Consider the following 13782-nt stretch of genomic DNA (forward strand, 5'->3'; position numbering starts at 1 on the left):
CATTAATGCGCCTCGTCTACCTCAGTCTTCTCCTCGCCTCCCCCGCCACTGCGTGGGAATTCACGCCAATCCCGATCTGCACGCTCTCCCACGACCAGCCCGGCGTTGCGGTTGTCGTCACCTTTGACCCTGCATTGCCTGAATACGCGATCACTATCACGCGCGATACGGCGTGGCCCGAAGGTCCGATCTTCCAGCTTGGCTTTGAAGGCCCGCGCCCATCTGTTCTCAGCACTGATCGACATACGTTGTCCGCAGACGGAACCAGTTTGACGGTCAGGGATACGGGGTTCGGGAACGTACTGGACGGGCTGGCTGCAAATGTGCGCTCGCGTGCTGTCGTCGGTGAAACAGCGGTTACATTCGACTTGGCCGATGCCGCCCCGGCAGTCGCAGCCTTCCGCGCATGCCCGGCAGAGGTCACATCTTGACCAAGCGCGATCCGATCAATCCCACAGATGACGACGCCCGCACGCTCGCGCAGGCACTGCTTGCGCAGGCCCGCTATGGCGCGTTGGCGGTGATCCATCCTAAGCTCAAGACACCGTATGTCGCCCGCATCGCGACGGTTGCGGACGGGGCGGACCCTTTGGTCCTGATTTCGACCCTGTCGCTACATACCAAGGCGTTGCAGGCCGATCCTGCCTGTTCGTTGCTGATTGGCGAACCGGGGCCAAAAGGGGATCCGCTGACGCATCCCCGCATGACACTGCTGTGCAAGGCCGAACAAGCTGACAAAGCGGCGTTAAAAGACCGCTGGCTGACGGCCATTCCCAAGGCAAAACTGTACTATGACTTTGCGGATTTCCTGATGTTCCGGCTCGAACCCCGCGTGATCCACCTCAACGGCGGGTTCGGCAAGGCCTATACGTTGACGCCGGACGATCTAGTCAAGAAAATCGAATAGCTCGCCCAAAAGGCCGCCTTTTTTGCGCCGCTTGCCGCCGCGCTCACCCCGGTCATCGTACGCGTCGCGCCCACCACGGGCTGGCGGCATAGTGGCGGCAGCATCACGTTCGATAATTTTGTCGAGTTCACCGCGATCCAGCCATACTCCACGACACGTAGGGCAGTAATCAATCTCGATCCCGCTGCGTTCTGATATGACAAGGGTATCACCGTCGACTGGACATTGCATAAGACTCTCCGTTTCAAAATTGCATAGCAGATAAATGGTGCGTGTGGCGCAGAGCGCAAGAAATCAAAGCCCGTTCAGCCGAACATTGCCTTGCTTGAAATCGCCCCGCAAAAGTCGCCCCTTTTCGCGCACGATGGGAAAGGACCCCGACCAATCGCGATAGCGATCGTTCGTGACAATGCGAAGATTGTGTTCACTGGCAAAATCCAGAATGACCGCATCCGCGACGACACCCTTGTTCACCACAAGGATCTGCTTTTCCGGCAGGCTGGTCAGTCGCGCGAAATCACCTTCGGTCATGAAGCGGTCCGACAGCCTGTAACCGGCGCTCGCATCGAATATGACGATGGGCGAAAAGTCTTTTTGCGTGATATGTCCGATGACGTGATTGAGCGTTTTCGCAGACGGATCGCCACCCCAGAACATGACGTTCGATCCATCCAGAACGATCGGATTTCGGGGCAGGCCAGAGCGTTTCTTCGGCTGCGACTTTGGTCGTTTCTGCTTTGGCTTCAGCTTCGATTTTGGCGTCGGCCAGAAAAAGTAGAAAACAAGCGCAACGCCGGCAAGTGCGGCAATCAATTCAGGACTGGTCATTCCTGTCAGGATGCATTTGCACGTTATGCGTGCAAGTCAAAATGTCCTAAAATCATTCGTTTCCAACGAAAGCGATTTGGAAACGCAACGCATGTATTTCCCGCAAAAGAAAACGCGGCCCCCCAAAGGGCCGCGCCAAATACTGCAATGCTGTCAGCTTAGATCAGCCCTTGCCCTTCCATGGAACCAGCCATCTTTCCAACCCACGGATCAGCATGTCGATGCCAAACCCGATGATCCCGATCAGGATGATGCCCAAAAGCACGATATCCGTCTGCTGGAATTTCGAGGCGACCATGATCATCATGCCGGCCCCTTTTTCCGCAGCGACAAGTTCGGCGGCAACCACTGTGCCCCAGCATACGCCCATGGCCACGCGGGCACCGGTAAAGACTTCTGGCAAGGAATTGGGCACGATTACATGACGCATGATCTGCCACTTGGATGCGCCAAGGGAATACGCAGCGTGCACCTTCGAAATCCGCACACCCGAAACACCGGACCGCGCAGCAATCGCCATGATCCAGAGCGCCGCAAGGAACAGCAAGATTACCTTGCCAACCTCACCAATACCGAACCAGATGATGACCAGCGGGATCAGGGCCAAAGGCGGCACTGGACGCATGAATTCAACGATCGGATCGAACCAGCCACGAAACCAGTTGGACAAGCCCATCGCATAGCCCAACGGAATACCGATCAGCGCGCCGAGCAGGAAGCCGATAACGACCCGAAACAGGGAAAACCCGAGGTGTTCAAGGAGGACCGTATTGCGGAAACCGTCTTCTGCGATTCCGGTCAGTTGTCCCCAGACGTCTTCGGGCGGCGGCAACCAGATCGCTTCCATTTGCCAGCCGGCCGCCCCAAAGACGTTTAACGAGCCTTTGGGCGTCATCTCGACGCGACCGAAATCCGTGTTGACCGTGCCGCCCGGTTCAATCGGCGTGCCATTGATGGCGGTGATCTGAACGTTTTCATCACGCCCGAGGTCATCGTTTGAATCCACGCGGACAACCTGTGAACGCGCGGCGACAAGCGTGATCAAATCGTTCTTTGCAAAGCCGTCGCCTGGCGTGATCTCTGGGGCTTCTGGTTCTGATCCGAAGGGGTGCACGATCAGCGAAACAGTCGCATCATCGGTCTGTCCGGCACCATCGGACGCCGTGTAGGTAAAAGATGTTTCTCCGACATACGGGGCGGGCACATGCAAGAAGCGCGGCAGCCAGTTCGATCCGGTAAACGACGCCCAAAGCACGAAGATCAACACAATCGAAACGATTGAGGCGACGGTGTTTGAGGTCACCGCACTTTCATCTCCGAATGTCACCGTCTTCAGTGATCCATAGTCTTTCTTCGGGGTCAGAACACGTTTGATGAAGGACCACAGGATCATCATCAGAAGGATCAGCCCGACGTAGGCCGCAATCGCCGGGATCGCCCAGACGATCGTGCGCACAACTTCGACCAGTTCGGCCCAGAGTTTCGGACCAAGGATCAACAGCTGCGACCAAAGCCCGCTGAAGAAACCGACGACAGAGCTCAGGAAATCACCCATTACGCGGTCTCCTCTGTGCGGCCCATGATCTCTTCTTCCATGTTCCAGATCATCGACAGGATCTCTTCACGCACCTTGTTGAAATCCGGGTGCTTTTTCACTTCGCGCAAATCCTGACCGACACCCATTTCAGCAAAGGGCAGATTGTATTCCTTGTGAATGCGGCCTGGCCGCGGGGCCATGACGATCAGGCGCTCGCCCAGAAGCAACGCCTCTTCTACGGAGTGTGTGATCAAGATGATGGTTTTCCCTGTTTCTTTCCAAAGCTTCAGGACAAGGCCCTGCATCTTTTCACGGGTCAGCGCGTCAAGCGCGCCAAGCGGTTCGTCCATCAGGATCACGTCCGGTTCGTTTGCAAGGCAGCGGGCAAGTGCAACGCGCTGCTGCATACCGCCGGACAATTCGTAAACCGCCTTGTCCTTGAAATCCTGCAGACCGACGACATCCAGAAGGTGATTGACGATCTCGGCCTTCTCGCGTGTTGGCATGCCCTTCATGCGTGGGCCAAATCCGACGTTTTCGCGCACGTTCATCCATTCGAACAAGGCACCCTGCTGAAAAACCATGCCGCGTTCGGGATGCGGGCCGGTGACCTTGTGACCGTTCAGCACGATCTCTCCGGCGGTCGGTGCCAGAAACCCGGCTACGATGTTCAAAAGCGTTGTCTTCCCACAGCCCGACGGGCCCAGAACGGACAAAAGCTCGCCAGCTTTCAGGCTCAACGACACGTCCTGAAGCGCCTGCACGGACGACCCGTTCGGCAGATCAAAACGCATCGAAAGCTGATTAATTGCCAGTCCTGACATATCCAACCCCTGTTGTTGTTGTCGGAAAGACGCGTCCACCACAGCTACGGCGGACGGCGTTCTTGCGACAAGAACACGTGATGGCGGCTGGCGCACCCGAAGGCACGCCAGCCGAGGTTGGCTTAGTTCAGTGTGGAAAGCGGGCCAGTATTCACGGCGCTTTCATAGCTGTCCAGCGATGCTGGGATCGAACCGCTTTCAACGAAGACGTCGGCGACGCCTTTCATGAATGTCTGTGCGTTGCCGCCAAGCCAGGCTTGGGACAGCTGCTGCTCAACCGTTGGGAAGACGAATGTTGCCATTGTCTCTTCGGTTGCTGTCGGGTCCATGCCCGCGTCAGCCGCGATCACGGACAGCATTTCGTCCTTGTTTTCTCCGGACGCCCACATGGCATTGGCCTGTGCAGTCACTTCAAGGAATTTCGCAACCATTTCAGGGTTTTCTGCGATGTAGGACGCAGGCGCAGTCGTGGCGTCGAATACCAGAATACCCAGTTCTTCCTTCTCAGCACCGGTCAGCAGAACGTTGCCGTGCTCTTTCATGGTGCGCAGCGCACCACCCCAGCCACAGGACATATCGACCTGACCCTGGGCCAATGCAGCCGCACCTTCCGCAGGTGCCATGTCAACGACGGACAGGGATGCAAGGTCAACGCCGAAGTGGTCCATCTGGCGCAGGAAGCCATAGTGCGCGGCAGTGCCAAGTGGGACGGCAACTTTCTTGCCAGCCAGTTCGCCAGCAGAATCCTTGTCGATCTCAAGACCGGACGCGACTACGCAGTTGTCATTTTCGGAATAAGACACGGCCACGTCGATGACCTGAATGTCCTGACCGGCAGAGGATGCGACCACGAATGGTGGGATACCCTGCGATACGGAAATTTGAACGTCACCGGATGCCATTGCAGCGGACATGGCTGTCCCTGTGTCAAAGCTGACCCAATTGATCTTTGTGCCCATCGCTTCTTCGTACATGCCCTGCACTTTTGCGAACTGGAATGGCATCGGCCATTCGAGGAAGTATGCGACAGTGATTTCTTCGTGCCCGTCTGCCATCGCAGCCGTGCCACCAGCGATCAGCGCAAGGCCAGCAGCCGCACCCATCAGTGTTGTTTTGATAGTCATTCGTGTGTTCTCCCGTTGTTAAACCCCGGTTTGCCAGGGCGATCTTTTGCGCAGGTTGGCCCGCGACGATGTCATCAAGCTAAGCACAGCAGGATTGTGGTTGCCAGCCCTGTTGCGTTGCGCCTAACTTTTCTTTCACAGGGTCTGAACCGATGGTCCGGCCCTGCGTTGCGAGGCCAAATCGAAGCAAAAATGCACCCTGCGTCAATCTATCTTGCACCGCCCCCTGACGACCGGTGGATCAGGGCCGTTTCACCTTATCGGGAAACAAATCTCGCGATCTCAATCACTTACCGGCCAAGTTTGGGCTCTTTCGGCCAACTGCCGCATCAATCTGGCCTTACGCATCCAACCGTTCTGGCCCTATTGGAAACAAACAATTCGCAGGCAAAATAGGCGCATGTGATACGGTGCTGCCAACGGATTCGGCGACTGGCCGTTGTCCCCACTCAAATCGTAGGAATATTCCATGGACCTGCATGCACTGACAAATGATCCAGAAGGCATCGTTGAAGCCGACCGCGCCCATGTGTGGCACCATCTGCTGCAACACAAGCCGCACGATCACGGCGTTGACCCGCGCATCATCGTTGAAGGCAAAGGCCTGAAGGTCTGGGACATCAAGGGCAAGGAACATATCGATTCCGTGTCCGGCGGTGTATGGACCGTGAACGTCGGCTATGGCCGCGAGCGGATTGCCCGCGCTGTTGGTGACCAGCTGACCAAGATGTGCTTTTTCGGCGGAACCGCCGGCACCATTCCGGGGGCCACGTTCTCGCAGATGCTGATCGACAAGATGCCGGGACTGGATCGCGTCTATTTCGCGAACTCCGGCTCTGAAGCCAACGAAAAGGGCTTCAAGATGGTGCGCCAGATCAGCCACAAGCATCATGGCGGCAAGAAGTCCAAGATCCTTTATCGTGAGCGCGATTACCACGGTACCACGATCACCTGTCTGTCCGCTGGCGGTCAGGAAGAACGGAATGCGCAATACGGCCCCTACACGCCGGGTTTCGTTTCGGTACCGCATTGTCTGGAATACCGCAGCCAGGACGGATCGAACGGCGAGGCCTATACAGCTGCGTCTTTGAAAGCCATCGAAGACGTCATCCTGCGCGAAGGGGCCGATACCATCGGCTCGCTTTGCCTTGAGCCGATCACGGCTGGCGGCGGCATCATCACCCCGCCGGTCGGCTATTGGGACGGCGTGCAGGCGCTTTGCAAGAAATACAACATCCTGCTGCATATCGACGAGGTCGTTTGCGGGCTGGGTCGCACAGGCACCTGGTTTGGCTATCAGCAATTCGGTGTGCAGCCGGATATCGTGACCATGGCAAAGGGTGTAGCCTCTGGCTATGCCGCGATTTCCTGCTGCGTGACGACAAATGCCGTGTTCGAACAGTTCAAGGACGATACTGACAAGCTTGGCTATTTTCGCGATATCTCGACATTCGGAGGGTGCACTGCCGGTCCGGCTGCGGCGATCGAGAACATGCACATCATTCAGGAAGAAGGCTTGCTCGAAAACTCCACAACGATGGGCGAGCATTTGAAAGCGAACCTCCATGCGCTGATGGAAAAGCATCGCTGGATCGGTGACGTGCGCGGCAAGGGTCTGTTTGCCGGTGCGGAACTTGTGATGGATCGCGACAGTAAGGAACCGGTCGATGAAAAGACGGTCGCCGCGATTGTTGGTGATTGCATGAAGCAAGGCGTGATCATTGGTGCCACGAACCGGTCGCTGCCGGGGTTCAACAACACGCTGTTGTTCGCCCCTGCCCTGATCGCGACGAAGGATGATCTGGACCACATCACTGACGCCGTCGATCAGGCGATCACACGCGTTCTGGGATAATCCGGTCCCGGGCCTGACCCGGGACCTCTTGTGTCTTGTTGCACCCGGCCCGTCGCGGCCGGGTTTTTACGTTTCGTCTTGCCAGATCCACGCGCAGGCTGCGAAGATGATCGAAGCGCCCAGCCACATCAGGCCCGGCGGCGCGAAGCCGAAAACGACGATACCGGCCAGAACGTTCAGCGGCAATTTCACGTGATCGAACGGTTGCAGGTATGCAGCATCCGTCAGTCTGTAGGCGCCTGCCAGCGCGTATTGTGCCAACGCTGTCAGAAGGCCAGCCAGTGTGACGACCCAGACCGCCTGTCCGCTGATTGCGAACCCTGCACCTGCCGCGAAACCTGCATTCAGCGGCACGAGCATCACCAGCAAATACAGTGTCAGTGTCGCAGCGCTGTCGCGTTCTGCAAGGTGTTTCGTCACAAGGGACGAAGCGGCCCAGAACGCCGCCGCGCCGACCGGCAACAGGGCGTTCAAGCTAAATGAATCCGTCCACGGTGCCAGAATAATGACCCCGCCAGCGGCCCCCGCAAATACCGCGCCGGCACGTTGCCAGGTCAGGCATTCACCCAAAAAAAACGCCGCGCCCAGCGTGACAAACAAGGGCGATGAGAGGATCAAGGCGATGGCCTGCCAGATCGGCACAACCGCCAGCCCCGCGACCCACATCTGTACGCCGATCACGGCGAATCCGACCCGCAGGATGTGCCAGCCCGGTTGCCGTGTTCGCCAGCTTGACCAGCCAAGCATGGGGGCTGCAAGGGCAAGCGCGACGGCGTATTGCCAGAATGCGGTCGTCGCCGGTGCCATGCCGAATGTCATACCAGCCGCTTGTACGGCAGTGTTGGCCCCTGCAAACAAGGCCCCTGCCGCTATCATCAGAAGCGGTCCGGCGACCGCCCCGTTTCGTTTCAGATCTATCGAAGTCACAGCACTTGTCCTTTCGTTTTGCGTGACCTCAGAGGCAAAACAGGACAGCCCGAACCGCCCTATGACTTGCGTGCACAGCGCGTGCACCGGGCGTGCACTGCATTCTCTTTCATCCGGACTATGACCGTCGGCTCTGGAGTCGCACCAGATCTGCTGACCCTTGGCCAAAGCCAAGGCGCTCGCGGGCTGAGGCCAAGGCCATTACCGCCGGTGGGGAATTCCGCCCCGCCCTGAGAACATGCCGCACGGGATGTGCGGTGCGTCAGACTAGGACGAACACAGTATATAGATCAATAGTGCATCAATATGGAAAGGAAACGGAACGGCAGCAATGAGCCCGAAGTTACCTGTTGAAACGCCATGATATCCTCCCGTGCCGAAGTAGCTCTAAATTCTTCTCTCAACTGAGCCGGACGTGGTACCCTGACGAAATTCTGAGACAAGAAGGGCTGATGACTAGGATCCGGGGCAACAGCATTAAGGGGAAAAAAATGTACCTTACGCAGACAATACGCAGCAACGCGCGAAACAAACCTTTAGGCATTGCCACCATCCAAGGCGACCGAAAAAGAACCTGGAATGAGTTTGTTGAGCGCGTTGCCCGACTTGGCGCAGGTCTGACTTCTCTTGGTGTCTGCAAGGGAGACAGGGTCGCTATCCTAGCTCTAAATTCAGATCGTTATTTTGAATATTATTTTGGGTGCTGGTGGATTGGTGCGGTTGCCGTTCCAATGAATCTTCGCTGGTCGGCTTTGGAAAACGCGCATTCACTGAACGATTCCGGCGCAGAAACGTTGTTCATCGATGATCAGTTCCTAGCGATGGCAGAGGATATTCTTAAGGACACACCGGGAGTGAAAACAAAAGTTCATCTTGGAGAGTCCAGCACTCCGAATGGGTTTGAGAACTATGAAAAACTGATTGCCACGAACGAGCCTATTGATGACGCGGGCGCAGGTGGCGAAGATTTGGCGGGTATTTTCTACACGGGTGGGACGACAGGGTTTCCCAAAGGGGTCATGTTGCCACATCGTGGGTTGTGGGCCAGCGGAACCGCGTTGGTGGCAAAACGGAATCTTGGTCCTGATGCCATCTACCTACATGCCGCGCCAATGTTCCATATTGCCGATGGTGCCTATTCCATGGGTATCGCTGTCTGCGGAGGAACACACGCTTTCATTCCGAGGTTCACACCTGCGGAGACCAGTCATGCCATTCATGACTTCAGCGTCACAGACATATTGCTAGTCCCTACAATGGTGAGAATGATTCTGGATGACCCAAGCTTTGACAATACCAAGTTTAGCTCACTTCGAAACATTGCTTATGGTGCATCCCCAATGCCGGAAGGTGTGATACGCAAGGCGTTAGAACTGCTGCCAAATGTTGAATGGACACAAGCCTACGGCCAATCTGAACTTTCGCCCATTGCCACTTTGTGCGGTCCAGAATGGCACAATTTCGAAGGCAGCAACAATGGACGCATACGTTCCGCCGGGCAGGCTGCCATATGCAACGAAGTGAAAATCGCGACTGAAGACGGCACCGAAGTCCCACGTGGAGAAGTCGGCGAGGTCTGGGCTCGGGGTGGCAACACAATGCTGGGGTATTGGAAGCGCCCAGAGGAAACAAGGAAGGCTTTGGTCAACGGCTGGGTGCGCACTGGTGATGCCGCATGGATGGATGATGAGGGATTCGTTTTCATCGCTGACCGGTTGAAAGACATGATTATCTCCGGCGGAGAAAATATCTATTCAACAGAAGTAGAGAACGCGTTGTCCAAACTTGAAGGGATCGCGGAAGTCGCTGTGATCGGTATTCCAAGTGAAAAGTGGGGCGAAACGGTACATGCGATTATTGTCCCAGATCAGGGTGTCGAACTAAAAGAGCACCAAGTGATCGACCATTGCCGGGATATGATTGCCCACTACAAGTGCCCAAGCTCCATTGAATTTCGATCCGAACCATTGCCTCTATCGGGTGCGGGGAAAGTCCTGAAAAAGGATCTAAGAGCCCCATTCTGGGAAAATCAGGATCTTCAGGTCGGCTAGTTACGTTAATTGTGCTTGCGTACCTGCATCATTCGGCTGGGTTGGTTCACTGGATCTCAGCGGGTCGAGGACCGATATGACCGTTTTTCATTTCCTGTCGGCGAAGCGTCAATGGCAACTTCGTCCGCACAACCGACATCCGCGAAGCCTTGCCCACTGTCTTTATCGTCGGACATGACTGCTGGCAGCGGCTTGCATCTATAACGTACACGGCTCTGGCCGCTCCAACTGGACGGGCTGGAAATGGAACCATTTGCGGATGAAGGGGTGGTGGACCATTGCATCGATGTCGCCCTGCACGTCAGCCGCGCTGATGTTGGTGAAAGACTGCCCGTTCATCGTGTAGCTGACCGCCACGTCGGGATTGTCGGCAAGATGGGCGATCAGGTCATAGTAGACGATGGCAAATCCGCGCCGCTTGTAGTCGTTGAGGAAATAGCTGTCGTCTGCCTCGGTGATTTCGGCGACGTCGTTGAGGTATGTGAATGGCCCCGGCGCATTGCCAAAGACGGCATGATTGCTGACCCCACCTTCCAGCCGCAAGTTCGCGAACATGTTGATCGACTGGGCTGTTTTCAGGCCAAAATAAGGGGCGGCCCCGTTCGCAAAATAGAGACCGGCAGCGGCGATCCCGCAGACCCATGCGGCCGTGCTGAATTTTTCCTTTGTGACGCCGACACCTTCTTTCCCGTATTTCAGGATCAGAAAGCAAAGTGGCAGGACAAATGGCAGCAGATAAAGGTTGGACAGGCTGAAGTCGTGCCCCTTCATCGCCATCGCCCCACCGACAAGGAACGTCAGGAAGGCGGCGATATAAAGCGGCTGCTGGATACGCGTCCTGATGAACGCCATTTCAGGCGATGCGCCGATCCGGTCCGTCGCTTCGCGGTCGAGCCAGAGAACGTGCATGGAAATCGAAAGCGTCGTGAAGGCGATATAGGCGGCATAGTCGGACAGCCCGAGGAACAGGTGGAAGAAAATCCCAAACACCAGCCCGATGTAACGCGTGGGCCGGTAGAGCAAGCCGAGCATGATCGCGCCTTCGACCACATACGTGCCATAGATCGCGGAATAGTCGATGAACGATCCACCCATCATGCTGAACGGGGCCGGCATGTCCTGCCAGAGATAGACCGCACAGCTCATCGTGGGGTCCATGAAATCGGTGTTGATCTTGTGGAAGATGCCGAAGACATACATCACCAGCAGTGATCCGCGCCCGGCGAGGATGAAGTTTTCGAACACGTTCGCGATGGGCTGGCTGCGGATGAATGCCCAGAAAAACGACAGCCAATAGCCGACGATCACCACGGTGCGCAGCATTGTGTGATTGGACTGCGCCGGGGCCTGCGCGATGGTGCTGATCGTGCTTGCCAGCATCAACAGGAACAGCGCCCGCGATGATCCGGGCCGCCACAGCAGGAACAGCGCCGCCGCGAAGACCGCAATCAGGTCCATCGCTGGCGGATAGCGGTCATAGGCGAAGGCATAGTTGAAGACGTGGAACAGCGAAAACAGACCGAAGAAAAAGCTGAACAGAATTTGGCGCTGCGACGTTTCTTCGGCATTGATCGCATCGCGCCCCATCAGGAACAGCGTCAGCCAGCGGCCAGAGCGCAGCACCGGATACACCGTCGCCGAAAGCAACGGCTGGGCAAAGATCATCTGGTTCAGCCGGTTGAACAGGTTGGATGGCGTGGACATCAGCGCCAGCGCGTTCGTGGCATCTGCCCCGCCGACACGGCGGCCTTCGGTTTCGACAACCATCCCCTGATCGACGTCAAACCCTTCGCGTTCCAGTTCGGCCCGTTTTTCGGCATGGGTGCGCAAATCCACGAGGGCGATTTCGCCCAACGACTCGCGTAGCCGCAACATTTTCACGTAGCGGGTGCAGAACGGACATTCGCCGTCATAGTAGATATGCGTTGCCATCAGCCTGTCTTTCTGCGCTGCCGGATTGTTCCGGTTTAGCTGCGAAAAGCGGCAATGCTGGGGCTGATTGGGGGAGATTTGGGGACAATCGGACGGGTTGCCAAAGGTTTGCGATAAGGCCAATCTGTCACCACCATAAGGCCACATGATGTCGATATCGCTTGAAACCTTCTTTCTTGATCCATCCACCGAAGGCACATTGCAGGCGCGGATTCAGCAGATGGTGGCGCAGGGGATTTTGGCCGGGCGCTTTCGGTCGGGTGAACGCCTTCCGTCTTCGCGCAAGATGGCCGAGCATCTGGGTGTCAGCCGCATCACCGTCACGCTGGCTTACACCGAATTGGTGGCCGACGACTATCTGACCTCGCGCGGGCGGTCGGGTTATTTCGTGTCCGACAATGCGCCGGAGCCGCCGGCCTTTACCGCCCAACGCGCACGGACCACGACCGTCGACTGGAACCGCGCGCTAGGTCATCGCTACAGTGACGGGCTGGGCATGCAAAAGCCGAGCGACTGGGCGCAGTACAAGTATCCGTTTATTTACGGTCAAGCTGATCCCACCCTGTTTGATACGGCGAACTGGCGCCTTTGCGCCTTGCAAGCCCTTGGCAAGCGGGATTTCGCGGCGCTGACGGCTGATTATTTCGACGGTGACGATCCACAGTTGATCGAATTCATCGCGCGTCAGACTTTACCACGGCGCGGTATTCTTGCGTCGCCTGACGAGATCCTTGTGACGATGGGCGCGCAGAATGCCCTTTGGATCACGGCGCAGATTTTGCTGACGCAACGCCGTCGTGCTGCGACAGAAGACCCGTGCTATCCGGCGTTGCGGTCGATCCTGACCCAAGCGCGCTGCCAGTTGAGCCATATTCCGGTCGATTCCAACGGGTTGCCGCCCGACTTGCTGCCCCGCGATACCGACGTGGTCTTTACCACCCCGAGCCATCAGTGTCCGACGTCAGCCACGATGCCTGTTGCCCGCCGCAAGGCATTGCTGGAACGGGCGGAGCGGGATGATTTTCTGGTGGTCGAGGATGATTATGAATTCGAAATGGCGTTTCTGGGAGCCCCGTCGCCATCGTTGAAATCGCTCGATGATACCGGGCGGGTCATCTATGTCGGATCGTTTTCGAAATCACTGTTTCCGGGGTTGCGTCTTGGGTATCTGGTCGGCCCTGCCCCGTTTATCCACGAGGCCCGCGCGCTGAGGGCGTCTGTGCTGCGTCATGCGCCGGGGCATATCCAGCGCACGGTCGCCTATTTTCTGTCGCTTGGCCACTACGATGCGTTGGTGCGGCGCACCAGCAAGGCCTATCACGACCGGCGGCAAGTGATTGATGCAGCCCTTGCGGCGGAAGGTATTACGGTTGCGGGCGAAGGCGCATATGGCGGTTCGTCGGTCTGGCTGCGCGCACCGGCGCAGATCAATACAACCCTGCTCGCCCAGCACTTGCGTGACAAGGGCGTTCTGATCGAACCGGGCGCGCCTTTTTTCGCCGGGGACAGCCCGCCGCAGAATTATTTCCGACTGGCCTATTCGTCGATTGGACCCAAGCGGATCACCGAAGGTGTCGCCCTGATTGGTCAGGCCATGCGCGAGATGATGTGATTTCGAAACCGCATGCAGAATCATTGTATTTCAGCGCACCTGTGCTAAACCAAGTGACAAGTAAAGTTGAGACCTTGAGTCTCATTTTTGAAAGCCCTGGCATTAACTGACGACATCAACTGGCCCTATCGCAAAACGGCTCAATGACCTTAATGTGCAGCCAATGATTTCAGGGCAATCGCGCC

Annotated in this window: 12 protein-coding genes and 1 riboswitch; of the genes, 5 read left to right on the forward strand and 7 right to left on the reverse strand. The window is 56.9% G+C overall.

The annotated features are described in order from the left end of the window. Positions 1–5 precede the first annotated feature (5 nt). Entirely contained in the window at positions 6–431 is a 426-nt protein-coding gene (locus BMY44_RS10645; protein ID WP_089993794.1) for an excinuclease ABC subunit B, read from the forward strand. Beyond that, on the forward strand, positions 428–907 hold the full coding sequence (locus BMY44_RS10650) for a HugZ family pyridoxamine 5'-phosphate oxidase (protein WP_242650526.1): 480 nt from the start codon (positions 428–430) through the stop codon (positions 905–907). Before BMY44_RS10645 ends, BMY44_RS10650 begins: the two co-directional genes overlap by 4 nt. On the opposite strand, the gene BMY44_RS10655 is transcribed toward BMY44_RS10650, so the two are convergent. From BMY44_RS10655 to BMY44_RS10675, 5 genes are all read right to left on the reverse strand, one after another. Beyond that, positions 887–1138, reverse strand: a complete 252-nt coding sequence (locus BMY44_RS10655) for a TFIIB-type zinc ribbon-containing protein (RefSeq protein WP_089993800.1) — start codon at positions 1136–1138, stop codon at positions 887–889. The genes BMY44_RS10650 and BMY44_RS10655 overlap by 21 nt on opposite strands. Before the next feature lie 63 nt (positions 1139–1201). Next, positions 1202–1735: an NYN domain-containing protein gene (locus BMY44_RS10660; RefSeq protein WP_089993802.1), complete on the reverse strand. Its 534-nt coding sequence runs from the start codon at positions 1733–1735 to the stop codon at positions 1202–1204. A gap of 163 nt (positions 1736–1898) precedes the next feature. After that, a complete protein-coding gene (locus BMY44_RS10665; RefSeq protein WP_242650552.1) occupies positions 1899–3131 on the reverse strand; it encodes an ABC transporter permease subunit in 1233 nt (410 codons plus the stop codon). Between the two features lie 158 nt (positions 3132–3289). Next, positions 3290–4096, reverse strand: a complete 807-nt coding sequence (locus tag BMY44_RS10670) for a taurine ABC transporter ATP-binding protein (protein ID WP_089993808.1) — start codon at positions 4094–4096, stop codon at positions 3290–3292. Positions 4097–4218: 122 nt separating this feature from the next. Then, the gene (locus BMY44_RS10675; RefSeq protein ID WP_089993810.1) at positions 4219–5220 is read right to left on the reverse strand and encodes a taurine ABC transporter substrate-binding protein; all 1002 of its coding nucleotides are present in this window, start codon (positions 5218–5220) and stop codon (positions 4219–4221) included. Positions 5221–5689: 469 nt separating this feature from the next. Between BMY44_RS10675 and BMY44_RS10685 the strand changes: the two genes are divergently transcribed. After that, entirely contained in the window at positions 5690–7075 is a 1386-nt protein-coding gene (locus BMY44_RS10685) for an aminotransferase family protein (RefSeq protein ID WP_089993815.1), read from the forward strand. Between the two features lie 66 nt (positions 7076–7141). Here the strand turns inward: BMY44_RS10685 and BMY44_RS10690 are convergent, their stop codons facing one another. Then, on the reverse strand, positions 7142–8002 hold the full coding sequence (locus BMY44_RS10690) for a DMT family transporter (protein ID WP_242650527.1): 861 nt from the start codon (positions 8000–8002) through the stop codon (positions 7142–7144). 97 nt (positions 8003–8099) lie between these two features. After that, positions 8100–8244: riboswitch (FMN riboswitch) on the reverse strand. 249 nt (positions 8245–8493) lie between these two features. On the opposite strand from BMY44_RS10690, the gene BMY44_RS10695 reads away from it, so the two are divergent. After that, positions 8494–10053, forward strand: coding sequence for an acyl-CoA synthetase (locus BMY44_RS10695; protein ID WP_089993818.1), 1560 nt, complete (start codon positions 8494–8496; stop codon positions 10051–10053). Positions 10054–10251: 198 nt separating this feature from the next. On the opposite strand, the gene BMY44_RS10700 is transcribed toward BMY44_RS10695, so the two are convergent. Continuing rightward, positions 10252–11985 carry a DCC1-like thiol-disulfide oxidoreductase family protein gene (locus BMY44_RS10700; RefSeq protein ID WP_165611821.1) on the reverse strand — a complete coding sequence of 578 codons (1734 nt, stop codon included), beginning with the start codon at positions 11983–11985 and terminating at the stop codon, positions 10252–10254. Positions 11986–12133: 148 nt separating this feature from the next. Here BMY44_RS10700 and pdxR point away from each other — a divergent pair, with 148 nt between their 5' ends. Beyond that, positions 12134–13597 (forward strand): MocR-like pyridoxine biosynthesis transcription factor PdxR, encoded by a 1464-nt coding sequence (gene pdxR, locus BMY44_RS10705; protein ID WP_089994836.1) that lies wholly within the window; start codon positions 12134–12136, stop codon positions 13595–13597. Positions 13598–13782: the final 185 nt, after the last annotated feature.

Source organism: Cognatiyoonia koreensis (genome assembly GCF_900109295.1).
In the GTDB taxonomy this organism is placed as follows: Bacteria; Pseudomonadota; Alphaproteobacteria; order Rhodobacterales; family Rhodobacteraceae; genus Cognatiyoonia; species Cognatiyoonia koreensis.

What these genes read in the sequence shown, in the direction of transcription:
- BMY44_RS10645 (WP_089993794.1), top strand. Translation starts at nt 6, where the DNA reads ATGCGCCTCGTCTACCTCAGTCTTCTCCTCGCCTCCCCCGCCACTGCG.
- BMY44_RS10675 (WP_089993810.1), bottom strand. Translation starts at nt 5,220, where the DNA reads ATGACTATCAAAACAACACTGATGGGTGCGGCTGCTGGCCTTGCGCTG.
- pdxR (WP_089994836.1), top strand. Translation starts at nt 12,134, where the DNA reads ATGTCGATATCGCTTGAAACCTTCTTTCTTGATCCATCCACCGAAGGC.
- BMY44_RS10655 (WP_089993800.1), bottom strand. Translation starts at nt 1,138, where the DNA reads ATGCAATGTCCAGTCGACGGTGATACCCTTGTCATATCAGAACGCAGC.
- BMY44_RS10695 (WP_089993818.1), top strand. Translation starts at nt 8,494, where the DNA reads ATGTACCTTACGCAGACAATACGCAGCAACGCGCGAAACAAACCTTTA.
- BMY44_RS10660 (WP_089993802.1), bottom strand. Translation starts at nt 1,735, where the DNA reads ATGACCAGTCCTGAATTGATTGCCGCACTTGCCGGCGTTGCGCTTGTT.
- BMY44_RS10685 (WP_089993815.1), top strand. Translation starts at nt 5,690, where the DNA reads ATGGACCTGCATGCACTGACAAATGATCCAGAAGGCATCGTTGAAGCC.
- BMY44_RS10670 (WP_089993808.1), bottom strand. Translation starts at nt 4,096, where the DNA reads ATGTCAGGACTGGCAATTAATCAGCTTTCGATGCGTTTTGATCTGCCG.
- BMY44_RS10665 (WP_242650552.1), bottom strand. Translation starts at nt 3,131, where the DNA reads ATGATGATCCTGTGGTCCTTCATCAAACGTGTTCTGACCCCGAAGAAA.
- BMY44_RS10700 (WP_165611821.1), bottom strand. Translation starts at nt 11,985, where the DNA reads ATGGCAACGCATATCTACTATGACGGCGAATGTCCGTTCTGCACCCGC.